The 25,409-nt window shown below is 33.1% G+C and carries 28 protein-coding genes and 1 tRNA gene; 19 read left to right on the top strand and 10 right to left on the bottom strand.

Features of this window, described 5'->3' with window-relative positions:
* Positions 1-34 precede the first annotated feature (34 nt).
* Positions 35-1,027 (top strand): tRNA dihydrouridine synthase DusB, encoded by a 993-nt coding sequence (dusB, locus tag Q0829_RS22730; protein WP_298547244.1) that lies wholly within the window; start codon positions 35-37, stop codon positions 1,025-1,027.
* Between the two features lie 11 nt (positions 1,028-1,038).
* Here the strand turns inward: dusB and Q0829_RS22725 are convergent, their stop codons facing one another.
* A complete protein-coding gene (locus tag Q0829_RS22725; RefSeq protein ID WP_298547242.1) occupies positions 1,039-2,244 on the bottom strand; it encodes an FtsX-like permease family protein in 1,206 nt (401 codons plus the stop codon).
* A gap of 99 nt (positions 2,245-2,343) precedes the next feature.
* Positions 2,344-2,736 (bottom strand): 30S ribosome-binding factor RbfA, encoded by a 393-nt coding sequence (gene rbfA / locus Q0829_RS22720; protein ID WP_118459875.1) that lies wholly within the window; start codon positions 2,734-2,736, stop codon positions 2,344-2,346.
* A gap of 200 nt (positions 2,737-2,936) precedes the next feature.
* On the opposite strand from rbfA, the gene mce reads away from it, so the two are divergent.
* Positions 2,937-3,338, top strand: a complete 402-nt coding sequence (mce, locus tag Q0829_RS22715; protein WP_298547450.1) for a methylmalonyl-CoA epimerase — start codon at positions 2,937-2,939, stop codon at positions 3,336-3,338.
* A 56-nt stretch (positions 3,339-3,394) separates the two neighbouring features.
* Positions 3,395-3,468, top strand: a tRNA-Ile gene (locus Q0829_RS22710).
* A 50-nt stretch (positions 3,469-3,518) separates the two neighbouring features.
* Here the strand turns inward: Q0829_RS22710 and Q0829_RS22705 are convergent.
* Both Q0829_RS22705 and Q0829_RS22700 read right to left on the bottom strand, forming a co-directional pair.
* Positions 3,519-4,226, bottom strand: a complete 708-nt coding sequence (locus Q0829_RS22705; RefSeq protein ID WP_298547240.1) for a LytTR family DNA-binding domain-containing protein — start codon at positions 4,224-4,226, stop codon at positions 3,519-3,521.
* A 3-nt stretch (positions 4,227-4,229) separates the two neighbouring features.
* Positions 4,230-5,303, bottom strand: a complete 1,074-nt coding sequence (locus tag Q0829_RS22700; RefSeq protein ID WP_298547239.1) for a histidine kinase — start codon at positions 5,301-5,303, stop codon at positions 4,230-4,232.
* A 214-nt stretch (positions 5,304-5,517) separates the two neighbouring features.
* On the opposite strand from Q0829_RS22700, the gene Q0829_RS22695 reads away from it, so the two are divergent.
* The 3 genes from Q0829_RS22695 (at position 5,518) to Q0829_RS22685 (ending at position 8,367) form a co-directional block, all read left to right on the top strand.
* The gene (locus Q0829_RS22695) at positions 5,518-6,483 is read left to right on the top strand and encodes an ankyrin repeat domain-containing protein (RefSeq protein ID WP_298547237.1); all 966 of its coding nucleotides are present in this window, start codon (positions 5,518-5,520) and stop codon (positions 6,481-6,483) included.
* Between the two features lie 18 nt (positions 6,484-6,501).
* Positions 6,502-7,911 carry a serine hydrolase domain-containing protein gene (locus Q0829_RS22690; RefSeq protein ID WP_298547236.1) on the top strand — a complete coding sequence of 470 codons (1,410 nt, stop codon included), beginning with the start codon at positions 6,502-6,504 and terminating at the stop codon, positions 7,909-7,911.
* 282 nt (positions 7,912-8,193) lie between these two features.
* On the top strand, positions 8,194-8,367 hold the full coding sequence (locus Q0829_RS22685; protein WP_155839739.1) for a hypothetical protein: 174 nt from the start codon (positions 8,194-8,196) through the stop codon (positions 8,365-8,367).
* Positions 8,368-8,386: 19 nt separating this feature from the next.
* Here the strand turns inward: Q0829_RS22685 and Q0829_RS22680 are convergent, their stop codons facing one another.
* On the bottom strand, positions 8,387-8,974 hold the full coding sequence (locus Q0829_RS22680; protein WP_298547235.1) for a riboflavin synthase: 588 nt from the start codon (positions 8,972-8,974) through the stop codon (positions 8,387-8,389).
* Positions 8,975-9,059: 85 nt separating this feature from the next.
* On the opposite strand from Q0829_RS22680, the gene pdxA reads away from it, so the two are divergent.
* The 11 genes from pdxA (at position 9,060) to Q0829_RS22625 (ending at position 18,483) form a co-directional block, all read left to right on the top strand.
* Positions 9,060-10,139 (top strand): 4-hydroxythreonine-4-phosphate dehydrogenase PdxA, encoded by a 1,080-nt coding sequence (pdxA, locus tag Q0829_RS22675; RefSeq protein WP_298547233.1) that lies wholly within the window; start codon positions 9,060-9,062, stop codon positions 10,137-10,139.
* Between the two features lie 196 nt (positions 10,140-10,335).
* On the top strand, positions 10,336-10,875 hold the full coding sequence (locus Q0829_RS22670; protein ID WP_298547232.1) for a DUF177 domain-containing protein: 540 nt from the start codon (positions 10,336-10,338) through the stop codon (positions 10,873-10,875).
* 9 nt (positions 10,876-10,884) lie between these two features.
* A complete protein-coding gene (gene rpmF / locus Q0829_RS22665; protein WP_027394691.1) occupies positions 10,885-11,082 on the top strand; it encodes a 50S ribosomal protein L32 in 198 nt (65 codons plus the stop codon).
* Positions 11,083-11,355: 273 nt separating this feature from the next.
* Entirely contained in the window at positions 11,356-12,351 is a 996-nt protein-coding gene (locus Q0829_RS22660; RefSeq protein ID WP_298547231.1) for a beta-ketoacyl-ACP synthase III, read from the top strand.
* Between the two features lie 28 nt (positions 12,352-12,379).
* A complete protein-coding gene (accB, locus tag Q0829_RS22655) occupies positions 12,380-12,871 on the top strand; it encodes an acetyl-CoA carboxylase biotin carboxyl carrier protein (RefSeq protein ID WP_298547229.1) in 492 nt (163 codons plus the stop codon).
* A gap of 92 nt (positions 12,872-12,963) precedes the next feature.
* A complete protein-coding gene (gene accC, locus Q0829_RS22650) occupies positions 12,964-14,316 on the top strand; it encodes an acetyl-CoA carboxylase biotin carboxylase subunit (protein WP_298547228.1) in 1,353 nt (450 codons plus the stop codon).
* A 47-nt stretch (positions 14,317-14,363) separates the two neighbouring features.
* Positions 14,364-15,479 (top strand): FAD-dependent oxidoreductase, encoded by a 1,116-nt coding sequence (locus Q0829_RS22645; RefSeq protein WP_298547225.1) that lies wholly within the window; start codon positions 14,364-14,366, stop codon positions 15,477-15,479.
* Between the two features lie 22 nt (positions 15,480-15,501).
* Positions 15,502-16,176 (top strand): monofunctional biosynthetic peptidoglycan transglycosylase, encoded by a 675-nt coding sequence (gene mtgA / locus Q0829_RS22640; protein WP_298547224.1) that lies wholly within the window; start codon positions 15,502-15,504, stop codon positions 16,174-16,176.
* 83 nt (positions 16,177-16,259) lie between these two features.
* Positions 16,260-16,832: a hypothetical protein gene (locus tag Q0829_RS22635; protein ID WP_298547222.1), complete on the top strand. Its 573-nt coding sequence runs from the start codon at positions 16,260-16,262 to the stop codon at positions 16,830-16,832.
* A gap of 131 nt (positions 16,833-16,963) precedes the next feature.
* The gene (locus Q0829_RS22630) at positions 16,964-17,416 is read left to right on the top strand and encodes a 3-oxoacyl-ACP synthase (RefSeq protein WP_298547221.1); all 453 of its coding nucleotides are present in this window, start codon (positions 16,964-16,966) and stop codon (positions 17,414-17,416) included.
* A 134-nt stretch (positions 17,417-17,550) separates the two neighbouring features.
* Complete coding sequence (locus Q0829_RS22625) at positions 17,551-18,483, top strand: alpha/beta hydrolase (RefSeq protein WP_298547220.1); 933 nt, start codon at positions 17,551-17,553, stop codon at positions 18,481-18,483.
* A 6-nt stretch (positions 18,484-18,489) separates the two neighbouring features.
* On the opposite strand, the gene Q0829_RS22620 is transcribed toward Q0829_RS22625, so the two are convergent.
* Together Q0829_RS22620 and recJ are read right to left on the bottom strand one after the other, a co-directional pair.
* A complete protein-coding gene (locus Q0829_RS22620; protein WP_298547219.1) occupies positions 18,490-18,843 on the bottom strand; it encodes a hypothetical protein in 354 nt (117 codons plus the stop codon).
* Between the two features lie 61 nt (positions 18,844-18,904).
* Complete coding sequence (gene recJ, locus Q0829_RS22615) at positions 18,905-20,590, bottom strand: single-stranded-DNA-specific exonuclease RecJ (protein ID WP_298547217.1); 1,686 nt, start codon at positions 20,588-20,590, stop codon at positions 18,905-18,907.
* Between the two features lie 143 nt (positions 20,591-20,733).
* Between recJ and Q0829_RS22610 the strand changes: the two genes are divergently transcribed.
* The gene (locus Q0829_RS22610; protein WP_298547215.1) at positions 20,734-22,491 is read left to right on the top strand and encodes a hypothetical protein; all 1,758 of its coding nucleotides are present in this window, start codon (positions 20,734-20,736) and stop codon (positions 22,489-22,491) included.
* 78 nt (positions 22,492-22,569) lie between these two features.
* Positions 22,570-23,160 (top strand): carboxymuconolactone decarboxylase family protein, encoded by a 591-nt coding sequence (locus Q0829_RS22605; protein ID WP_298547214.1) that lies wholly within the window; start codon positions 22,570-22,572, stop codon positions 23,158-23,160.
* Between the two features lie 118 nt (positions 23,161-23,278).
* On the opposite strand, the gene Q0829_RS22600 is transcribed toward Q0829_RS22605, so the two are convergent.
* The 3 genes from Q0829_RS22600 to Q0829_RS22590 are packed head-to-tail and all read right to left on the bottom strand — an operon-like array spanning position 23,279 to position 25,194.
* Entirely contained in the window at positions 23,279-23,932 is a 654-nt protein-coding gene (locus Q0829_RS22600) for a response regulator transcription factor (RefSeq protein WP_298547213.1), read from the bottom strand.
* A 30-nt stretch (positions 23,933-23,962) separates the two neighbouring features.
* Positions 23,963-24,745 (bottom strand): sensor histidine kinase, encoded by a 783-nt coding sequence (locus Q0829_RS22595; protein ID WP_298547211.1) that lies wholly within the window; start codon positions 24,743-24,745, stop codon positions 23,963-23,965.
* On the bottom strand, positions 24,721-25,194 hold the full coding sequence (locus tag Q0829_RS22590) for a hypothetical protein (protein WP_298547210.1): 474 nt from the start codon (positions 25,192-25,194) through the stop codon (positions 24,721-24,723). The genes Q0829_RS22595 and Q0829_RS22590 overlap by 25 nt, the downstream gene beginning before the upstream one ends.
* Positions 25,195-25,409 lie beyond the last annotated feature (215 nt).

Genomic DNA, 25,409 nt, shown 5'->3' with positions numbered 1-25,409 from the left:
TTAAATAATAAATAATCTAACAAAGAGAGAGATTGTGGCAAAGATTGGAGACATAGATGTAGGAGAATTTCCATTACTATTAGCACCTATGGAAGATGTGAGTGATCCACCTTTTCGTGCATTGTGCAAAGAACAAGGAGCTGATGTTGTATATACAGAATTTATATCCAGTGAAGGGTTGATTCGGGATGCGGCAAAAAGTGTGATGAAGTTAGATATTTATGAAAAGGAGCGTCCGGTAGGAATCCAGATTTTTGGAGCGAACCTAGATTCTATGCTTAAATCTGTAGAGATTGTAGAAGCATCTGGACCCGATATTATAGATATAAATTTTGGTTGTCCGGTTAAAAAAGTAGTAAGCAAAGGTGCTGGAGCGGGTATTCTTAAGGATATAGGTTTAATGGTTTCTCTTACCAAAGCTATGGTAGAACATACGAAGTTGCCAGTAACCGTTAAAACCAGATTAGGTTGGGATCACGACTCCATAAAAATTGTAGAAGTTGCCGAAAGGATACAAGATGTGGGAGCAAAAGCTATTGCTATTCACGGTAGAACACGAGCACAGATGTATAAAGGAAATGCCGATTGGAAACCTATTGCAGAGGTTAAGAACAATCCTAGAATGCACATTCCTGTTTTTGGTAATGGTGATGTAGATAGTCCTGAACGCGCTATGGAAATGCGTGATCAATATGGACTGGATGGTGCTATGATTGGCCGTGCCAGTATTGGATATCCATGGTTTTTTAAAGAAGTAAAACACTTTTTTGAAACTGGAGAACATCTACCTCCTCCAACCATAGAAGAAAGAGTAATTGCTGCACGCAGACATCTGGAAATGGCGATTGATTGGAAAGGAGAAAAATTGGGTGTTTTTGAAACCCGAAGACATTACACCAACTACTTTAAAGGGATTCCACACTTTAAAGAATACCGCATGAAAATGGTTACCAGTGATCATTCTGTAGATGTATTTGCTGCTTTCGATGAGATTCAGGAAAAGTTTAGTGGATTTGAGTTTGTGTAATCCTACTTTGATTAAAAACCAACTAATTTTTGATTAATCCTACTAGATGCCAGTAATGATGCTACAATTCCAATTACCGTAATTGTTAAAAATACTATGATAAAACTGGCTACAGTAATCTTGGTAGGATAAGGTAAAGAAGGTGTGATCATAAGCAACCCGAATTGCTGTTGACATACAATTAGTATAAAACCTAAAAAAAGTCCTAATAACGCTCCTAAAATGGTCATTAACGATCCTTGAAACAAAAATATTTTTCTAATTTTTGGTAGTGCAGCTCCTAAGTTGTACAATGTTTTGATATTATTCTTTTTATCAATGATCATCATAATAATTGCTCCGGCAACATTAAATAATGCAATGATGGCGATCAACGTAATCACCAGATATGATGCCAGATTTTCAGTATTGAGCATTTTATATAGGGTGTCATTAAGCTGTATTCTGTTTTTTATAATCACTTTATCCTCAAAAAGAATTTGTAATTGCTCTTTAATAGCACCTTCGCCCACATCAGGAGATACTTTAAGTTCTATATTCGTTATAGCATTATCAGGTAATTTTAATAAACCTCTAGCCAATCCTATAGTAGAAAAAACATACTTTTTATCGAGGTCTTCATTTACGGTATAAATTCCGGTGTTAACAACGGCTTTTTTTCTAAAAGCTTTAGATGGATCCTTAGGAATTCCTTTTCCAGGTTTAGGAACGTATATGTTTAAGAAATTGGTATATATCTGTTCTACACCCATCCCCAATTCTCTGCTAATACCGTATCCGGCAACCACTTGTGCATCATTACCTGTCAACCATTCTCCGGCAAACACAATGCTATCAGTTTGAATTACATTTTTATAATTAGCATCAACTCCTTTTATAAAACCTGTTTTTTGTTTGTCTTTAAACCCGAGGAATACTCGTTCTTCTATAATTTCAGAAAAGCTAACAACTCCTTCTAAATTAGTTAGTTTTTCTTTTTGATCATCTGTTAAAGTAAATGTTTTTCCGCTTACCGGAAAAATCTTAAGATCTGGATCAAAATAGGAAGAAAACTGCAAACTAAAATCCTTTAACCCAGCAAAACCACATAAAACAAGAAATAATGCCATCGCACCAATTACTACTCCCGCTGCTGCAATACCCGTAATAATGTTGATTGCATTACTGCTACCTGGAGAAAATAAATAACGCTTAGCGATGTAGTAGGAAAATTTCAAATCGTTAAATACGAATCTAAATAAATTTAATTTTTTTGAATAAAGATAAAAGAATAAAGGATTATTACCTCTTAATTATTTTTCAAACACTATAAAAAGTTACTTCTTCTTGCGACGCGGTAATAAATCAGGATTTTCTAATGGATTTTCTTTCCCTTTTATCGCCTTATCTATGTTATCTATATATTCTAAAGAATCATCTATAAAATAAGATAATTCTGGCATACGCCGAAGCTGGTTTTTAGTGCGTTGAGCCACCTGATGTTTAATCTGTGACTTTACCGCATTTACTTCTGTCAGCACTTTTTCTCCTTCATTATGAGGAAAAACACTCATATATACTTTCGCAATAGATAAATCTGTTGTCACACTTACCTTTGTTACAGAAACCAAAATCCCTTGTACTCCCGCTTCACGTAATGCGTGTTGTATCACATCAGCAACATCCCGCTGTAATACTCCACCTATTTTTTTCTGTCTGTTTGTTTCCATGGGTACAAAAATAGGTAATTATGCGATGTATTAATTTCTTTTGTTATAAAATCCTATACTTATCCCTATTTTGTACTTTTACCTCTTACTAACAATAAGATCTCATGAAATAAGTCATAACATTAGGTTTATACCTTCCTAAAGGATTAATGGCAAATTACATCTGACAATAAAAAAGATAAAATAAACAGATGAATCATATTAATAAAATTGAACACATCGGAATTGCTGTAAAAGATATTGATCAGGCTAATACGTTATATGAGCAACTACTAGGTGTTGCTCCATACAAGCAGGAAATTGTAGAAAGCGAAGCAGTAATTACTTCATTTTTTAAAGTAGGAGAGAATAAAATCGAGCTTGTTGCTAGCACTAAAGAAGATGGTCCTATAGGAAAATTTATTTCTAAAAAAGGCGAAGGCATCCATCATATTGCTTTTGATGTAGATAATATTGAGCAAGAATTGAAAAGATTAGAAAAAGAAGGTTTTCAATTGATCAACAAAACTCCAAAAAAAGGAGCTGATAATAAGCTAGTTGCCTTTGTACATCCTAAAACTACTAATGGTGTTTTAGTAGAGCTTTGTCAGGAGATAAATTAAATCTTAAAAATGTTTGGCACGTTTGAAGCAATTACTTAAATTTGCCCTCCGTTTTAGGTCCCATAGCTCAGCTGGTTAGAGCACCTGACTCATAATCAGGGGGTCCTTGGTTCGAGCCCAAGTGGGACCACCGAAAAGCCTTAGTGAAAACTAAGGCTTTTTTTATTTAATACAGAGTTATTAGTTACTCGAAAGAAAACTCATAACATCTTCTTTATAACTAGCTCCTATAGGAATTTCTTTATCATCAATTTCTACATCAACCTTTGTAAAGGCTGTTATTTTGGATGTGTTCACAATAAACGAACGGTGTATTCTTAAAAAACTATCAGGTAATTTAAGTTTAAAATTAGTAATAGAATCTTTGGTCATAACAGAAGTATTTTTCAAATGGATTCTAACATAATCTTTAATACTTTCTATATAAAGTATTTCATCAAAATTAATTTTGACAAACTTCTTATTAGCATTTACATATAGATGATCATTAGTAATTGTAGTTTCCCTAACTTCTTGTACCGTAACTACCGTATTTACTAATGTTTTATATTTATTAATAGCTTTAAAAAAACGAGTAAAAGAAATTGGCTTCAATAGATAATCTACTACATCCAGCTCATAACTTTCGATCGCATAATTACGATAAGCAGTTGTGAAAATAATTTTTGGTGGATTTTTAAGTGTTTTTACAAAATCTAACCCAGATAGCAAAGGCATTTCGATATCAAGAAAAACAAGGTCAACTATCGAATCTTTAAGTTGCTCAAAGGCTTCAATAGGATCGGTATAACTTGCCACAAGTTCTGCATCTGGAATTTGCTTTACATGCGCTTGTATTACTTCGAGAGCAAGAGGTTCATCATCAATAGCTATACATCTTATTTTCATGATCTAACTCAAATCTATTAATAATTCAACAAAATAGCTATCTCGTTGCTCATCTATTTCTAATCTATACGCATTAGGGTAATTAATCTCTAATTGACGTTTAAGATTACTAGTGCCAATTCCTGATTTCTTATTTGTTACTTGTTTTACAGAATCATTTCGTTTTGTGTTAAATACTTTAAACTTTATTGCATTATCTGAAACCAATAAATCAATATATATTTTAGCATTCTTAGGATCACTACTTACCCCATGTTTAAATGCATTCTCTATAAGTGGTAATAAGACTAAAGGTGCTATTGGGCTGTTCAAATTTTTCACTTCCTTTTTAAAGGTAACATCCAATGCATTACCATAACGCAAGGATTCAAGATCTATAAACCCCTGTATCAATTCTATTTCTTTTTCTATTGGAATATATGCCTGGTCACTCTGATATAAAATAAAATCAAGCAATTCTGATAATTTCAAAACAACCTTTGGCGCTAAGTCAGATTTTGCTAGTGTTAATGCATATAAATTATTCAGTGTATTAAACAAAAAGTGAGGTTGAATCTGAGCCTTTAAAAATTTCAATTCACTGGTGGCTTTTTCTTTCTGTAATATTTCTATCTGATGCTTCTCTTCAAATCGTGTTTTAATAGCTTTAACCGCTAACATAATAAGCGCATACGTATATACCGCCGGACAGTATACCGAAAATATATAGATAAAATCTAATAATATTTCTTTAATGGTTTCTTGTTCAAAATTTTCTCTAAAAAATGGCTCTACAATATGAACTACATTAAATCTGGCAAAAGCCGAAAGAAAGTATACGCTTAAAACCAGGGATATCAAAAACAAAAAATAGCGCTTTCTTAAAAGTAGTTTTGGTAACTGGTAATAATTCAGCAAATAGGCAGCTGCTATTTGAGAGGGTAGCATTGCCAAATTCGTTAAAGCATTAGGCTTAAAAGTTCCCGAATCCAAAACACCTAATATCGTAAATATCACTAAAAAAGAACACCAAAAAAGAACATGTGAAAGGACCCTATTCTGAAGAATACTATCCAAAAACGAATTGTTGTTTTTCATAAGACATAAAAGTACATATTAATGCTATGCGATGAACCACAAACCTCTTAACACCTGATAACTACCTACAGAAGCTTAATAAGATAGGATGAATATGACTATCCTATCTTATTAAGCTTCTATTTGTAGAAAACCTACGTTGGTCTATTTAATATTTTATGTAGGGATCTAAGCAATACTTTTGAGATAAATCAAATTCAAAAAACGAATACTTATGAGAACTTTACTTACATTTTTGATCGTCTTATTTATTAATCTTTTAACTGCAAAATCTCAAACCTGCGAGGATTTACTACGAGCGGTTCAAAACAATGATGAAAGCAAGGTCGAACAGCTTTTAAAAACAGTAAGCCCTAATTGCATATATGAAGGAATGATTCAGCCTCGAACTCCTCTGGGAATGGCATCTTTAAACGGAAATCTAACAATCGGAAAATTATTATTTCAATCTGGAGCTAAAATCTCGTATAGATATAAAAATGATGCGAGTGCATTAATGATTGCTGCCCAAAACGGTCATTTCGAATTCTCAAAATATTTGATTTCCAAAGGAGCTGATATAAACCAAAAAGTAGATGGAGATGGAACTCCATTAATTTCTGCAGTAAAAGGAAACAATATAAAAATTGTAAAACTCTTTTTAAAAGAAGGCGCTAAACCTAACTTAGAAGTCACTGGAGATGGTAATCCTATACAATTAGCAGGAGCTTCTGGGAATATTGAAATCCTAAAACTATTACTTGCCTCCAATGGTGATATTGATAGAGAAACTATTGGTGATGGAACCGCTTTAATACAAGCGGCATCCAGAGGGAATCTCGAAATGGTAAAAGCTATTGTTGGACTTGGAGCTAACGTAAATAAAAAAAGTGATGGTGATGGCAATCCATTAATTGCCGCATCAAAAAGAGGGCATTTAGAAATAGTGAAGTTCTTAGTAAGCAAAGGCGCTAACGTAAATGCTTTTGTTTCTGGAGATGAAACACCTCTTATTGGAGCTGCCTGGAATGGACATTTAGAAATCGTGAAATTTTTAGTAAATCATGGAGCAGATATAAACAAATCCGTAAGAGACAGTTACTCCTTACTTTCAGAAAAAAGAAGTGCTTTAAAAATGGCTAGAAGAGGAAACCATCAAGAAGTCATCAATTATTTATTAAATAAAGGAGCAATACGATAAATCAATAATTGTAGAGTAATGAAAACAAAACATATATCCTTTTTCCTACTGCTATTTTTAACTTTTACAGCACAAGCTCAAAACAACAGTAGCAAGCTCTCAAATTCGGTAAGTTCTAAAATTGAAACTTTAGCAAAAGCTTTTTTAGCACAAACCAAAACTGCTGGACTTTCAATCGCTATAAGTAAAGATGGAAGCGTTATATATTCAAATGGTTTTGGCTACGCTAATATAGAAGAGCAAATCGAAATGAAGTCAGACATACGAATACGAACGGCCTCAGTCGCTAAAGTTATTACAGCAACGGCACTTGGCCGTTTGGCTTCTGAAGGATTGTTAGATTTTGATGTTCCCATAAAAAAGTATGTCCCGTATATCAGGGAACCATATGCCAATTTAACCACACGTCAGCTAGCTGGACATACTGCGGGATTAGAGCATCGCCCAAAAGGAAATCGCTATAAAAAGAAACACTACGCTACCATTCGAGAAACTGTCGAATTAATGAACGCACCCCTTCTTTTTAAACCAGATACAGATTATAAATATTCTACACATGCCTTTAATTTATTGGCAGCAGTTATTGAAGGCGCATCAGGAAAAAGCTATTTAGAGTATATGCAAGAAGATATATTTGAAGCTTTGGAAATGTCTAACACCAAAGCTGAAGACATAAGAGTACTTTCTAAAAAAGATGCGCAATTATACTATGTGAAAAATAATCAACTACGTAATGAGAAAATTACCAATGGAAGTTATAAAATCCCCGGTGCAAGCTTAAGAAGCACACCAACAGATTTAGTAAAAATGATGAATGCCTACACAAATAATTTTATTTCACAGTCTGTAGTTACCGAAATGTTTAAAAGTCATCATTTAACAAATGGCAAAAAGACCAATGTTGGGATCGCATGGCGTTCATCTATAGACCCTTTTGGAAATAAAGTTATAGAACACGCAGGAAATTGGTTAGGTGCCAGAACAGTAATTGTATATTTCCCCGAAGAAAATCTAAATATTGCTTTAATGGTTAATACCAGTTGTCAAGTACTAATTGAAGAAACTGCACATATATTTGCTCAGGTTATTAGAAAAAATAACAAAGATATGCCTCCTATGAACCTAAAAAATCAAAAGATTGAGTTGATTTTCAATTCGAAAGAAGGTCCAAAAGAATTTAAAGGAACCTTCTTGTTTAATGAAACTCGGGGATTATTAGAAACAACTGATGAAAGTTTTTTAAAATCTAACCCTGTTTTTTATCTAGGAAGTAACGATGATTATACGTTAGCAACATCCTACGGTTTATTATACCTCAGTCTTTCAAATAAAAATAATAATATTGAAGGTAAACTTTACACCTATTTTAATAGACAACCAATAAATCCAAAAGAAGAAAAACCACTTGCCTTTTTTAGAAGTCATTAAACAAGAACATGTTATACAATTTTTGAAATATTAAGAATAATTACACATTCTAATTCCTTAATCTAAATCAGATTGAACCTGATATACAGCTACCATTTACAAACAGATTATAACTGAAAACCAGATTGTTAAGTGTAAATTGTTAATAAAACTTAATAAAATAATTTTTTAAATAGGATCTCTCCTACTAAATTTACTTTCTGAGATCACTACATTCTGGTATGTTTTTTGGGGAAAGAACATCAGTAATGATAAAGGGAATACAAATCAAAACTTGTAATTATGCAGTATAAAGTAATTGATACTAAAAGCCAACACTTTGGCAAAGTATTAGATTTTAAGTCTTGCGCAGATGTTAAAGATTTAGGTGGCGTAATTTTAAAAATAGACGAAGAAACTTTTTCATTATTTCGATTTAATGAAGTCGAAAAAATAGATACAATTTTAGCTAGTTAAGAAAGTAGTTTTGGGCAATCTATCCTAATTCTGTAATTCTTTTTACATATTTACCAATAACATCAAACTCTAGATTTACTGTGGTACCTACCTCGAAGGTATTAAAATTGGTGTGTTCATATGTAAAAGGAATTATCGCTACGCTGAATTCATTTTTTTTAGAATTCACGACTGTTAGACTTACCCCATTAACTGTAACAGAACCTTTTTCTATAGTAATATTACTTAAAGAAGGATCATATTGAAATGTAAAATACCAACTCCCATCCGCTTCTTTAATACTGATACAACTAGCTGTTTGATCTACATGACCCTGTACAATATGACCATCCAAACGAGCGCCCAATTTCATTCCTCGCTCTAAATTAACAACTTGTCCTTCTTCTAGGTTATTCAGATTTGTTTTATCTAATGTCTCTTTTATTGCGGTAACGGTATAGGTATTATCTTCAATTGAAACCACTGTAAGACAAACTCCATTATGTGCAACACTTTGATCAATTTTCAACTCAGATGTGAAATTCGCACGAACAGTAATATCAAGATTTTCCCGATTTGTTTTTAGATTAGTTACTATTCCCAATTCTTCGATGATTCCTGTAAACATAAATGCGAATTATTTAGTTAAATTTGTGACCTTAAAATTTGTGATCAATTTTTAGATTTCAAAAATACTTATAAAGTAGGTTATAATGAAGAAAGAAGAAAAAATAAGATTAGGCATATCTATTGGAGACCTAAATGGTATCGGAAGTGAAGTAGCGCTTAAAACTTTCGAAGATCCACGCATGTTGGATTTTTGTACTCCCGTAATTTTTGCGTCTGTAAAGATTCTTTCTTTTCTTAAAAAACAGTACAATATTAATACAAATCTTCATGGTATTGATAAAACTTCTCAGATTCAGGATGGTAAAATAAATGTGCTGAATGTATGGAAAGAAGGAGTAGATATCAATTTCGGACAAGAGGATTCAACAATTGGGGCATATGCTATTAAATCACTAAAAGCAGCTACTATTGCGTTAAAAAATGAAGAAATTGATGTTCTGGTAACAGCACCTATTAATAAACACAGTATCCAATCCGAAGATTTTAATTTCCCAGGACATACAGATTACTTAGATCAGGAACTCGATGGAAATAGCTTGATGTTTATGATTACTGATACATTAAAAGTAGGGTTACTTACAGATCATGTGGCAGTAAAAGACATTGCAGATACCATTACTCCAGAACTTATAGAACAAAAAATAGATACTATTTATAATGCACTAAAGCAGGATTTTGGAATTAGTAAGCCAAAAATAGCAGTTTTAGGTATCAACCCTCATAGTGGAGACAATGGTGTGATTGGCAAGGAAGATGAAGAGGTATTGAAACCCACTATCAAGAAAATAAATGAATCGGGTAAATTAGTATATGGACCGTATGCAGCGGATAGCTTTTTTGGTTCTGATGGATATAAGGCTTTTGATGCAATTGTAGCTTCCTATCACGATCAAGGACTGATTCCTTTTAAAACATTATCCTTCGGAAAAGGAGTTAATTATACAGCAGGATTAAACAAAGTACGTACATCTCCAGATCATGGAACTGCTTTTGAAATTGCAGGAAAAAACAAAGCAGACAATGGATCTTTCAAAGAAGCAGTATTTGCTGCTTTGAAGATTTTTAAAAATCGACAGCAATATAATGAGCTTACTAAAAACCCATTAAAAAAACAGCCTCGCAAACCTCAATTTAAGGGAAACAAGGAGAAAGAGAAGAATTAAGTTAAAAAAAAGAATTTCAAAATAACCTCAGGAAAAACTAAAAAAGCAGCCTCACTAACTGAATTACTGAAAGCCTCACTAACTAAATACTAACTTTCTGATATAATTTTATTTACAAAAATGCTTTCATAACGATTTTTTGTTATCTTTGCACCCGCCTTTGCCGAATTGGCAGAGACTCGAAACTGATGATGAAATGAAACCACTAAAAGAGTTTAATATCCCTTTTGTTGGACTGAAGCAAGGATTACACAAGTTTGAGTATCAAATTGGCAATACGTTCTTCGAACATTTTGAGTATGACGAATTTAATGCATCTGCAATAAAGGTCGATCTGGAGTTTAACAAGAAAACAACCATGTTAGAACTTCGGTTTGTAGCTAATGGCACGATAAATGTCAATTGTGATGTCACCAATGAACCTTTTGATTTACCTATTAAAAATGAATTCTTTTTAGTAGTTAAATTTGGAGAAGAGTATAACAATGAGAACGAAGAAATTCTTATTATTCCTTTTGGAGAATATGAAATTAACGTTCAGCAATACATATATGAACTTATTGTTTTGGGAGTACCTTCTAAACGAGTTCATCCTGGTGTCGAAGATGGAACATTAGAATCTGATATACTTGAAAAATTAGATGAATTGAGCCCGAAAGAGGAAACATTAGAAAATAATAACGAGGAAATTGATCCTCGTTGGGATAAATTAAAAAACTTATTAAACGATAAATAATAGCTAACAATGGCACATCCTAAGAGAAAAATCTCCAAAACAAGAAGAGATAAGAGAAGAACACATTATAAAGCTACTGTACCACAAATAGCTACAGATCCTACAACAGGAGAAGCACATTTATACCACAGAGCACATTGGTTCGAAGGTAAATTATATTACCGTGGTCAGGTAATTATTGACAACACTGAAGAAGAAGTAGCATAAGTATACTGTTAAAATTCTATACAGAACTCTCACAAATGTGAGAGTTTTTTTGTTTTTAGTTGAATATGTGTCAAAATCCCGTTATTTTGCGCCATATTTGCATGTAATTTAGTATTTTCGACCACTTTTTACATAGTATTATGTAAAAAGTTCTGAAATTAGCTAAGTAATTTATTGATGCTAATTCCTGTAATGCAGGCACGCAGCGGAGTTATTAGCGAATTCCATCTGAAACGAATATAATAGAGATTCAGATGAAACTAAAATCAAGATATGAGTAAAATCACAGCCGCTATCACAGCTGTAGGCGCTTATGTGCCGGACTATGTGTTATCTAATGATATATTAGCCACCATGGTCGATACAAACGATGAATGGATCACCACTCGTACAGGTATTAAAGAACGTAGATTACTAAAAGAAGAAGGTAAAGGAAGTTCTTTCTTAGGTATAAAAGCAGCAGAAGATTTAATTGCTAAAAAGAATCTCGATCCCAAAGAGATTGATATGGTAATATTTGCAACTGCTACACCTGATCTTCCTGTAGCTGCAACCGCAGCATATGCCGCTTCAGAAATCGGAGCAGTCAATGCATTTTCTTATGATTTACAAGCAGCCTGTTCTAGTTTTTTATATGGAATGTCTACCGCAGCCAGTTATATCGAAGCTGGAAGATATAAGAAGATCTTACTGATTGGAGCAGATAAAATGTCATCAATTATCGATTATACTGATCGTACTACCTGCATTATTTTTGGTGATGGTGGTGGAGCAGTACTTTTCGAACCTAATGACGAAGGATTAGGACTTCAAGACGAATATTTACGTACCGATGGTGTAGGACGCGAATTCTTAAAAATTGAAGCAGGTGGATCTATCTTACCACCTTCAGAAGAAACCGTAGCAAATAGACAACATTTTGTTCAACAGGATGGGAAATCAGTATTTAAATATGCCGTTTCTAATATGGCAGATGCAAGTACTAAAATCATGGAACGTAATAATATTAGCGGAGAAGATGTAGATTGGCTTGTTGCACATCAAGCTAATAAACGTATTATTGATGCTACTGCGAACAGAATGAATCTGGATCAAGACAAAGTTCTTATGAATATTCATAGATATGGTAATACAACCTCAGCAACATTACCATTATTATTAAGCGATTACGAAAAACAACTCAAAAAAGGAGATAATATAGTATTTGCCTCATTTGGTGGAGGCTTTACTTGGGGTTCAATTTTCTTAAAATGGGCCTACAATTCCTAAACAACTAAAACACACAATACCCAACATTATGGATTTAAAAGAAATTCAGAATTTAATCAAATTCGTTGCCAAATCTGGGGCTAGCGAAGTGAAGTTAGAGATGGAAGATGTAAAAATTACTATCAGAACAACTTCAGAAGAAAACAAAGAAACAACAATTGTACAGCAAATACCAGTTGGTAATGCGGTGCCGCCTACCCAACCAGTAGCACAAGTACAAACTCCTACTCCAGTAGCTACTGAAGCTGCAACTCCGAGTAGTGAAGAAGACAATTCTAAATACATTACTATAAAATCTCCTATCATAGGAACACTTTATAGAAAACCATCTCCAGACAAACCAACTTTTGTAGAAGTAGGAGATACTATAAAAGAAGGAGACGTACTTTGTATTATTGAAGCAATGAAGCTTTTCAATGAAATTGAAAGTGAAGTTTCCGGTAAAATCGTTAAAATTTTAGCGGATGACAATTCTCCTGTAGAATTTGATCAACCATTATTTTTAGTAGACCCATCATAACCCAATTTTAAAATTCCAATTGACAAATCCCAAAATCCAATAATATGTGGAATTTGGAACATGGAATTTGAGATTTTTAAATTTAGAACGTTATGTTTAAAAAAATTCTAATTGCCAATAGAGGTGAGATTGCAATGCGTGTAATCAGAACCTGTAAAGAAATGGGTATTAAATCTGTAGCAGTATATTCTACTGCTGATGCAGAAAGTTTACATGTTCGTTTTGCTGATGAAGCTGTTTGTATCGGACCAGCACCTAGTAGCGAATCATACCTTAAAATGTCTAACATTATAGCAGCTGCAGAAATCACAAATGCAGATGCCATTCACCCAGGATATGGATTCTTATCAGAAAACGCCAAATTCTCTAAAATTTGTGAAGAGCACGAAATAAAGTTTATTGGTGCTAGTGCCGAGATGATTGACAGAATGGGAGACAAAGCTTCTGCTAAATCAACTATGATCGAAGCCGGAGTGCCTTGTGTACCAGGAAGTGAGGGTGTAATTCCTGATTTCAAAACCTGTATAAAAGTAGCTAAAGAAACTGGCTATCCTGTAATGCTTAAGGCTAGTGCAGGTGGTGGTGGTAAAGGTATGCGTGCTGTTTGGAAAGAAGAAGACCTACAAAATGCCTGGGAATCTGCAAGACAAGAAAGTAAAGCAGCCTTTGGTAATGATGATATGTACATGGAGAAACTGATCGAAGAACCTCGTCATATCGAAATCCAAGTTGTAGGAGATAGCAACGGTAGAGCATGTCACTTATCAGAAAGAGATTGCTCCGTACAACGAAGACATCAAAAACTTACTGAAGAAACTCCTTCTCCATTCATGACTGATGAATTAAGAGATGAAATGGGAAAAGCAGCAGTAAAAGCGGCAGAATATATTAAATATGAAGGAGCTGGAACTGTAGAATTCTTGGTAGATAAACATCGTAATTTCTACTTTATGGAGATGAATACTCGTATTCAGGTAGAACATCCCATAACTGAACAAGTGGTAGATTATGATTTAATCAGAGAACAAATATTAGTAGCAGCTGGAGTGCCAATTTCTGGTAAAAATTATTATCCGCAATTACACTCTATAGAGTGTAGAATAAACGCAGAAGATCCCTATAAGGATTTCCGTCCTTCTCCTGGTAAAATAACTAATTTACACCTTCCTGGAGGTCACGGAGTTCGTATTGACACTCATGTATACAGTGGATACACGATTCCTCCTAATTATGACTCTATGATTGCTAAATTAATTACTACCGCACAGACTCGTGAGGAGGCAATTAATAAAATGAAAAGAGCTCTTGATGAATTTGTAGTAGAAGGAATAAAAACTACTGTTCCATTCCATAGACAATTGATGGATCATCCGGATTATGTTTCCGGAAACTATACCACCAAATTTATGGAGGATTTTGAAATGGAAGAACCAAAAGACGACTAATCAACATTTAAGCCTCAGCAATGAGGCTTTTTTTATGAATTTAAAATATGCCTTTCAGCTATTGGGAACATAAAACCTGGTTATCTAATATTGATTTTACAATCATAGGTAGTGGAATCGTAGGACTTAATAGCGCGATTCGCTTAAGAGAAAAATTTCCTAAAGCTAAAATCCTAGTGTTGGAAAGAGGAATTCTACCAAATGGTGCCAGCACTAAAAATGCTGGTTTTGCTTGTTTCGGCAGTTTATCAGAGATTCTTGATGACCTTAATACACATTCTGAAGAAGAGGTATTGCAACTTGTACAAAAAAGATACAAAGGACTACAGCTGTTACGTAAAAATCTAGGAGACTCCATTATTGATTATATCCATAATGGAGGTTATGAACTTTTTACAAAAAGTGATTATAATTTATACGAAACTTGCCTTTCGAAAATTGAAGATATCAACTCATTCTTAAAACCTATTTTTAATGATGATGTCTTTTTACCAAAAGATAATATTTTCAATTTTAAAAATATTCAACCCCAGTATATTGTAAATAAGTTCGAAGGACAAATTAATACTGGCAAGATGATGGATGCTTTACTACGCAAAGCCCAAACTTACGATATAAGAATACTTAATAATTGCCGCGTAGAAGCTGTAAACGACACCAATGATTCTGTAGAAATAAAAACGGATCATTTTACGTTATCATCAAACAAGGTATTAATAGCAACAAATGGTTTTGCCTCTCAATTATTAAGTCTTAAAGAGGTTAAACCAGCTAGAGCACAGGTCCTGATCACTAAACCTATTCAGGATTTACATATCAAAGGAACTTTTCATCTGGATAGAGGATATTATTACTTTAGAAATATTGATAATCGAATCCTCTTTGGTGGAGGAAGGAATCTGGATTTTAAAACAGAAGAAACTACAGAGTTAGCAGAAACCCCATTAATACAACAAAAATTAGAGGAGCTATTACAAACGATAATTTTACCTGATAAAAACTTCGAAATTGAACATCGTTGGAGTGGAATTATGGGTGTCGGAAATCAAAAAAAAACCATAGTCAACCAAATTTCTAATAATATCTTCTGTGGAGTAAGACTTGGAGGAATGGGTGTAGCCATTGGAAGTCTTGTTGGCACGGAATTAGCTGATCTTTTATAGACGGTTACTTTACTAATTAGCAATGAAAAAGATCTTTCGTTTTATATTTAAAGGTTTTTTAGTATTCTTTATTCTTAGTATACTATGGGTACTTGTATATAAATGGATTGATGTTCCAGGAACTCCACTAATGAGTATTCGACATTTTCAGTCCGAAAACAAGACTTCAATAAAACATCAGTGGGTTTCATTAAAAGATATTTCTAAGAGCTTACAACTTGCTGTTATCTGTAGCGAAGATCAACGATTTATAGAACATAATGGTTTTGATACTGAAGCAATCCAAAAAGCAATTTCTGCTCATAAAGCAGGCAAACGATTACGAGGTGCTAGTACCATCTCACAACAAACTGCTAAAAATGTTTTCTTGTGGCCACAACGCAGTTGGATCCGCAAAGGATTAGAAAGTTATTTTACTTTTTTAATCGAAACCTTTTGGAGCAAAGAGCGTATCTTAGAAATATATCTGAATAGTATAGAAATGGGAGATGAAATATTCGGTGCTGAAGCTGCAGCTAAATTCTGGTTTAATAAATCTTCAAAAGATTTAAACTCTGATGAAGCCGCTGCAATAGCTGCTATTCTTCCTAATCCTAGAAAATATTTAGCCGACCCGCCGTCAAAGTATGTTCAAAAAAGAAAAAATTGGATCATACAACAAATGCATAATTATGGCTCCCTTTCTTTTTCAAAATAGCGTAATCTCAAAAGATTATTTTTAATAGGTAGGGTAAAACCTTAATCATCTGTTCTATAATAAAGTCCCTAAAATTCTTTATTATGGAAAATGATTTGAACAATAATACCTTAACACAACAATCTAATGGAATAAAAAACAGCCTTATTATTCCTTATTATTTGGGAAATCAAATCGATAAACAAACAACCAATTATTACAATACTGCTCAGGTAATAAATCTAAACACTAAAAATCTACCAGGAATTCCAACTTTTATTTCAGGAAAAATATATACTAAAGACAAAGAACCAGTACCAAATGCAAAAATTGAAATTTGGCACGCAGATGATGCCGGTGCTTATCATAACGAAGGGAGTTTTTATTTCCCTTCACAAACCACATTATCAGGATGTATTACTGCAAATGAATCTGGAATTTATAAAATAAAAACCATCCGTCCTGGAGTTTATGGATATAGAGCAAGGCATTTTCATTATAGAATTTCTGCAAAGGGATATAGAACATTAGAAACTCAAATTTATTTTAAAGATGACCCCAGAATTCTAATTGATGAAATTGCGCTGGTTGCCGAAAATTGTAGAATCATAGATTTTAAATTTAATAATATAGGCCATCTGGAAGCTAACGTACCAATTTTTTTGCCCAGAATTTAGTTTGAATTATTTTTTATACGGTAGAGAAGCAGTCTAATTATGGCTGCTTCTCTTTTTTTAAATATGCTACACTACAATAATATTTGTACAATCATCGAGGTTATTCTATATTGAAATTTAAATTCATTTTTTTGAAAAAAACAAAAGAAAAACTTTACGATCATTGTGAGCAATTTGTAAAAGAGCGTCTTGATCGAATTCAGGATAGGATTGCCAATATACAAGAATCCCTGACCTCCGAAACAAAAAGTACAGCAGGTGATAAACATGAAACCGGGAGAGCTATGCTCCAATTAGAAAGAGAAAAAGCAGGTGCGCAATTAGCTCAAGTGCAGAAATTACAAGAAGTTTTGGCTAAAATTGATGTACACTCTTCTTCAGAGATCATACGACTAGGAAGTATCATAGAAACCTCTACCGGAAATTATTATTTAAGTATTTCTGTAGGGAAAATCATTATTGATAATCATACCTATTTTGCAATAGCTACCAACACTCCTATTGGGAAATTGTTACTAGGAAAAACAATTGGAGACCATTTTAGTTTCAACGGGAACGAGATAACAATAGAAAATATATTTTAAAAGACGTTTAAAAAACTGGATCATGTTTCTGGAATTAACTCATCCTTAAAAAAGAAGTAGTATAAATTTGTTAAATGTGATAGTATAAAAAAATGATTTTAAGTAAATTGCTGCCTCACAAATTATCATTCTAAATGAAGAAACTTTCTTTATTACTTCTAATCGTAGTAATCGCTTTTGGATGCAAACCATATCAAAATACCAAAATCCGAAAAGGTCAAATGACCTATGAAGAATTTAGAGCGGAACAGCGATCTTTTCCTAGTAAAGATGGAATTATAAAATATATTGATAAAGGAAATGGTCCTGTGATTGTATTACTTCATGGAGTTCCTACTTCTGGATGGTTATATCGTAAAATGATTGATCCGTTAGTTGCAGGAGGATATCGCGTTATTGTTCCAGATATGTTAGGGTATGGCTCCAGCGATTCTCCTGAAGGATATAAAATCTATAGTGAAAAAGAACACGCAAAAAGGCTTATTGCCCTTATGGATGGATTAGGCATTGAGTATTGGTCCCATGTAATGCACGATGTAGGTGGTGTATGGACCTGGGAACTTTTTAATCAAGCTCCAAAAAGAATCGAAGAATTAATTGTATTAAACACGCTCTTATACGAAGAAGGTTTTTATCCTCCGATACGATTTAGTCCTGGTCCGGCTGCCAAAGCTGCTATGTGGTCATATCGCAACGGAGTAACGACCAATACATTGCTAAAATCATTATTTAAAGAAGGTTTAAAGGAAAATACATTAAACGAAATAGATGTACAAGGGTATAAAACTCCCTTGTTAGAAGGAAAAACAGACGGAATGTACTATTTCTTCACTAGAACCTGTAATTATTTTCCTGACTACTCCTTAGTATTTGAAAGTATTGATATTCCTGTGGCAGTAATATGGGGAATTCACGACACCATGCTTCAGTGGACTCCACAACAAACTAAAGTAGCGAATGCACTCAAGATAGATGAAGCAGATATCCATTTTATCGATGAAAAACATTTCATCCAAGAGACAAAAGCTGAAGAAATCTCTTATAAAATTCTGGATTTTCTTAGATAAAACATTTTAATTCAGACCTGCGCTTGATACCCAATGTTGTAATTCTACTCTAAAAATAGTGCCATTAATTAGTTCATGTACTTGTTCTAGTTCATTTTTACTTACGGCTAAGTCAATTTTTTCAGATGGTGTTCTAAGTAATAAAGACCTACAGTTCTGATGATTCATACATTGATCGCAACACTGTGATTGCTCTGTAATTCTGCAGGCATCCGAAAAATCCTTTAACTCATTTAGCGTAAGTAAAAACCCAATATCCCTAAATACCAATTGAACTTTTGGTGAACTGGTAGACTGTTGTTTTTTCCAAAAAAAAGAAATACCAACTTTGTTACTGTAAATTTTATCAATAGCATTCATCCTGAATCATGTTTGATTCAAAAATATTAAATTATTTATAATTAATCTAAATAAAAATAATTTAAATTATATCTTTAAGTTTCAATTGTAACGATACAGTTCCATTCCATTCATTCTCATCAACTGTATAAGCAACCTTGAAGCTTTGTGATCTAGTTATTAGATCCTGTTTGGGCCCAAGATTAAAACCAATAGCTCCAATGGCTAATCCGTTTTTCTGTACTTTGCACTTTAAATGTTTCTCATCAGCTCCGACACATTTAGCATATCCTGTATCTTTTACATTTTCAGTCATAAAAACTGGTGTCATATTTCCAGGACCAAATGGTGCGAATTGCTTTAGAATCCTAAAAAATTTCGGAGAAATCTGATCGAATTCCATCATATGGTCTATCTGAATTTCAGGAGTCAATAATTTTTTATCAATAGTAGTTGATACCACCTGCTCAAATTTTTGTTTGAATCCTTCGTATTGTTCTTCTATAAGTGTTAATCCAGCGGCGTATTTATGACCTCCAAACTGTTCTATATATTCTGAGCAAGCATCCAAAGCATTGTATACATCAAACCCTTTAACAGATCTTGCAGAAGCTGCGAGTTTCTCTCCGCTTTTAGTAAAAACCAACGTTGGACGATAATAAGTTTCCGTAAGTCTGGACGCAACAATTCCTATTACACCTTTATGCCAATTCTCATCATATACTACGGTAGTACATCTATCTTCTTCTGAGTTTTGGATTATTTGTGCTAAAGCTTCTTCAGTGATAGTTCTATCTGCATCTTTCCGATCACTATTATACGTTTCTATTTCTGCCGCATATCGCAAAGCAATTTCAGGATCTTCTTCCTTAAGGAGATTCACAGCGTGCAATCCGTGTTTCATTCTTCCAGCAGCATTAATTCTGGGAGCCAATATAAAAACTAAGTCCGTAATCGTTAAAACTTCCTTTTTAACTTGCGAAAGCATTGCCTTAAAACCTGTTCTTGGACTTTGATTAATGACTTGTAAACCAAAATATGCCAGCACCCTATTTTCTCCCGTGATCGGAACAATATCAGCTCCAATAGCAGTAGCTACCAAGTCTAAATATAGTAGTAAATCATCTATAGTTTGACCATTTTTAATGGCTATAGCTTGAATCAACTTAAAACCTACTCCGCAACCACATAGTTCTTTGTAAGGGTATTCACAATCTTCTCTTTTGGGATCTAATACTGCAGCTCCATCTGGGATTGTATCCCCTGGTCGGTGATGATCACAAATAATAAAATCAATCCCTTTGGATTTTGCATATGCCACTTTTTCTACAGCTTTGATTCCACAATCTAATGCTATAATCAACGAAATATCATTATCAGAAGCGTAGTCAATGCCTTGATAAGAAACGCCATACCCTTCTGCATAACGATCTGGGATATACGTAGTAACCTGCGATGATATAGTTTCTAAATATGAAGACATTAACGCTACAGAGGTAGTTCCATCTACATCATAATCTCCATATACCATGATATTCTCATGATCAGATATAGCTTTATCAATCCTCGAAACGGCTTTATCCATATCTTTCATTAAAAAAGGATCATGAAGATCTTCTAATGAAGGTCTAAAAAACTTTTTGGCTTGATCATAAGTTTCAATTCCTCTTTGGACCAATAAAGAAGCAATTATCGTATCTACATTTAGAGCTTTTGCTAAATTGTTGATGATTGTAGTGTCAAGTTTTGGTTTTAGGGTCCATCTCATTGGTATTCTAGTTCCGAAATTATTTAAAAAATCCAAAGTACAAAAAGTAAGGATGAGTTTAGATTATTTATAAAAGTTCTATAGAATAATTGTATACTTTTCACTGCAATCAGGGTATTTAATGAATACGAATTTCTATATTTTTGGAAAAAGATGATCAATCCTATTCTCTAAAAGGATTAAGTAAAATGAAAAAAAACGTTGTTATATTATTTTTAATAATCGGTCTAGCAATTATGAATGCACAAGAAAATAATTTTTTTCCAAATCCACATATACCTCCTAAAATTTACACTTCTTTAGAAGAAGCACTTGCTCATAAAGAAGATGTACAATTTTTACAGATAAGTGCTCAAGGTGCAAGCTTATTGCCAGAATCTATTGGCGAATTAAAAAATCTTAGAAACTTAAGAATTTCTTCAGACCATCTGGGATTTCAAAAGGGTACACTAAAAAAATTACCTGAGTCACTTTCAAAACTTAGAAAACTGGAAATGCTTAGTGTTATAAATCAAGAACTTGAGGAAATTCCTGAATTTTTAGGTGTTCTTAGTGAACTAAAAGCTCTTGTCATTATTGGAAATAACATACGAAACATTCCAGAATCAATAGGGTCTTTAAAAAAATTACATTCGATTGATCTATCAGACAACCAATTGACATCTATCCCTAAATCTATAGAAACACTTTATGATTTACAAGAATTAAATATATCAAAAAATCAATTAGAATTATTACCAGATGAAATAGGGGCGCTGAGTACCTTAACCAATCTTAATCTATCTAAAAACAAATTAACCAAACTGCCTAAGGCAATAAGCAAATTAAAACGTCTACAGTTGTTTGATGTTTCTGACAATAAGCTTTTAGGTATTCCTGAATCCTTTTCAGACCTGTCTGCACTTGAAGAAATGATTATTTACAATAATCCCTTGTCTAATGACAAAAAAGAAGAAGCTAAAAAAATAATATCTACCTGCTTCATATCATTTATTCCAGAACAAACTGTTACATATCATTCAATTGATAACGCACTTGAAAATAAAAATAATGTTTATAGGTTGGTGTTAGATAATAATGCGGTAATGAAAGAATCGATTGGTGAATTACACAATTTGCAGCAACTTCTAATCTTTCGTAAAAAAAGCAGTTCTTTACCGACTTCTTTAAAAAATCTAAAACAATTGCAATGGCTAAAAATTTCTAATGGTCAATTACAAGAAATTCCAGCAATTATTTATCATCTTAAACAACTAACTCGACTTGATTTATCAAACAACAAAATTACCCAAATATCAAAACAGATTAGTTCACTTAATCAACTAAAAATATTAGACTTAAGTAAAAATAACCTAGAAACCTTACCAATATCTATTGGACATCTTTATAATCTAGAAGAACTTAATATAGAGTGGAATCAACTAACGTCAATACCTGAATCTATTGGCAGTTTAAAGCAATTAAAATACTTATATCTTTTAAATAGTAACATTTCAGAGCTTCCATCTTCTTTTGGAAATCTTAAAAGTTTAAAGATTCTAAATCTATCTCAAAACAGATTAAATGAATTACCAGACAGTTTTTATCAATTATCAAATATCACTCGTTTAGATCTTAGCAATAATAAATTAAGAAGTTTTCGTGTCTCCAAAAAATTTAATCAACTAAAAACACTTCATCTAGGAGGCAATCAACTAAAAGAACTACCAGAAAATATGGATTCTCTGGAATCTTTAGAAAAATTAGATATTAATTATAATCAACTTCAAACATTGCCTTCCTCACTATACAAATTAGAGCATCTTACACATATCGTATTGGATAGGAATTTATTTTCTGAAACAGCACAAGAGAACATCAAATCTTGTATCCAAATTCCCCAGTCAGAAATTAGTTTTTAATCCCGCTAAAACCAAAAACATATTTTGTATTTTGCTACGCTAAAGTTTTAAAATTAACTCAAAAAATTACACATACATATGCCATTAGTAACACCTTTATCCGCTGATCACGATTTAGAAACCAAAGAATTGGCTGAATTCTTTAATGAGACCTTGGGATTCTGTCCTAATTCTGTTCTAACTATGCAGAGAAGGCCTGCCATCTCTAAAGCTTTTATTAACCTAAACAAAGCTGTTATGGCCAATGAAGGTCGTGTAACCTCAGCATTAAAAAGAATGATTGCCTGGGTAAGTAGTAATGCTACGGGTTGTAGATATTGTCAAGCACACGCAATACGTGCTGCAGAAAGATATGGTGCAGAACAAGAGCAACTAGATAATATCTGGGAGTACAAAACACATCCTGCGTTTAGTGGTGCTGAGCGAGCAGCACTTGATTTTTCGCTTGCCGCATCTTTAGTTCCTAATAATGTAGATGAAGCTATCAAAACGGAACTTTATAAATATTGGGACGAAGGTGAGATCGTAGAAATGCTAGGTGTAATTTCTTTATTTGGATACTTAAACCGATGGAATGATTCTATGGGAACTACTGTAGAAGAAGGTGCTATCGAATCTGGAGAGCAATATCTTGGCAAACACGGCTGGGAAAAAGGAAAACACGTATAGGGTTTACCAGATTGTTGGATTCCTAGAATGTTCGATTAATTAGATCGTTAGAATATTAGATCAGACCTCACAGTCGGCCGAGGCTTACTGTGAGGTCTTTTCATTAACTCTTAGGTTTTCACACAGCAATAATCTTCTCTCTTACTGCTTTTATAATTAATCCAGCGGTATTTTTTACTTCTAATTTCATCATTAAATTTTTACGATGACCTTCTATGGTTCGAACGCTCAGAAATAATTCTTCTGCAATTTCTGCGGTAGTATATTCTTTAGTAACTAATTCTAACACCTCCAACTCTCTTGAGGTAAGATGATAATCTTTTCCAATTAATGGAGGCTTAGCCGATTTATTCTTCAATCCCTTTAATAATGCTTGAGAAACAAAAGGATTGAAATAAAAACCTTTTTCACATACGGATCGTATTGCATCTTCTAACTCTTGCCGATTCGTATCTTTTAATAAATATCCGCTTGCACCTACTTCCATAAGATACGATATCATTCGTTCTTCTTTGTGCATAGTCAGTATAATGACTTTCATATCTGGATACAACTCTTTTATTTTTACTGTTGCATCCATTCCATTCATTTCTTCCATTTCAAGATCTAATAGTATCACATCAGGAACTGTATTATTTAATTTGGCTAACAAATCTTTTCCACTAACTGCTTCTAGAACAAGTTCTATATTGTCCATTTTATCCAATAACGATTTGATGCCTTCCCGAAATAAATTATGATCATCTATTAATCCTAGTGTAATAGTTTTCATGGTTGTTATCTTTTAGGTTGTTAAGAGTACTCATTCTGGTATTTTTAGTTGAACTTTCATTCCGGATTTTTCTTCTAAAAAACTAATGGTTCCTGATAAAACAGACAACCTACTTTCAATGTTTTTTAGTCCTAATCCTTTTCTGTATTGAAGTTGTTTTTGATCTAGTCCCTTTCCATTATCCTCATATACAATTATTAATGAATCATTTTGATTCTTCATCTCAATTTTTATATCTGAAGCTTCTGCATGCTTAAGTGTATTGGTAATTAACTCCTGGATGATTCTATAAATATTCAACTCCTTTGTTTTAGCTATAGGCTGTGTAGTATTATTTACAAAAGAAATTTTGATTTTTCCTGAATCCTTTATCGTTTGTACCAAGCTATCAATAGCTTCTAAGAAGCCTAACTTCTCTAATACAACTGGTCTTAGATCCTGAGAAATACTGCGTACACTCTGGATCATATCGTCAAAAAATCCTCCTATTTTATCCGCTATGCCTGTTAACTCTTCTGGCGACAATTCTGGTTCTATCTGACCAATATAAAGTTTAGTCGTCGTAAGCATAGCGCCTACATCATCGTGTAACTCTTTAGCTATTCTAGTGCGTTCCTCCTCCTGACTCTGGATAGCCGTTTTCAGTAATTCTTTTTGATAATCTGACTCTGTCTTTTGATGCTTTTTTTGCTGAGCAAGTAATCTGCGTTGGTATACAATAAAAAACATAATCACTGATAGTGATAGCAAAAAAATTACCACCATACCAATAATGATGATCTTTAGTGTTATGGCTTCTTCGGATTCACCCATAAAGCAATGGTATAAAAAACAGTCAATACAATGTTTACAATAGCATGAAGTCCCCAAACCAAATAACTTGCTTCGGTAGATCCCTTGAACATATTGTTATTAATAAAAAACAGTATTAAGTTACTCGAAAAATATATCAAAAACCCAGAATTGATCCAAAACATTGGATTAGTTTCTAAAGCGCTATATTTTACTTCTTTTAATAAAGCATAAAAATAGCTTAAACTAAAAAAAATAACCAGTAATCCTATAAGAGTTGTCACATTAGAATTAAAGGTATACAAATCCTGAAAAAATAAGGTATTAGCCAAAGAAAATATTACAAAACCAATCCCCAGAATAATAAAGAAATTTTTAGAGAATAGTCCAGATAATACTTTTCTGTATATATTAATGATCAGCAAAAATTCAATCACTGCGTAAAAATGATATAATGGTAAGTTATTCATTTTTTTATACCAAAGTATCCAAGAGATTATTTCCACTAAACCCGTAGTCAAAACTAGAACTAATAATTTTTTTTGAGATGAATCCAAAAATCTGAATCTAAAAATAGACACTAGGATGGGAACTAGCAAAATAACCGAAGCAACTAGTGTTAAATTTTCAAATAAAATTTTACTCATCAAGCTTGTTTTTTAAACCAAATTAAGATTTCATCTAG

This window comes from uncultured Aquimarina sp. (assembly GCF_947492405.1).
Lineage (GTDB): Bacteria > Bacteroidota > Bacteroidia > Flavobacteriales > Flavobacteriaceae > Aquimarina.
The sequence above is the reverse complement of the archived record's forward strand: the minus strand, read 5'-3'. Positions and strand labels throughout refer to the sequence as shown.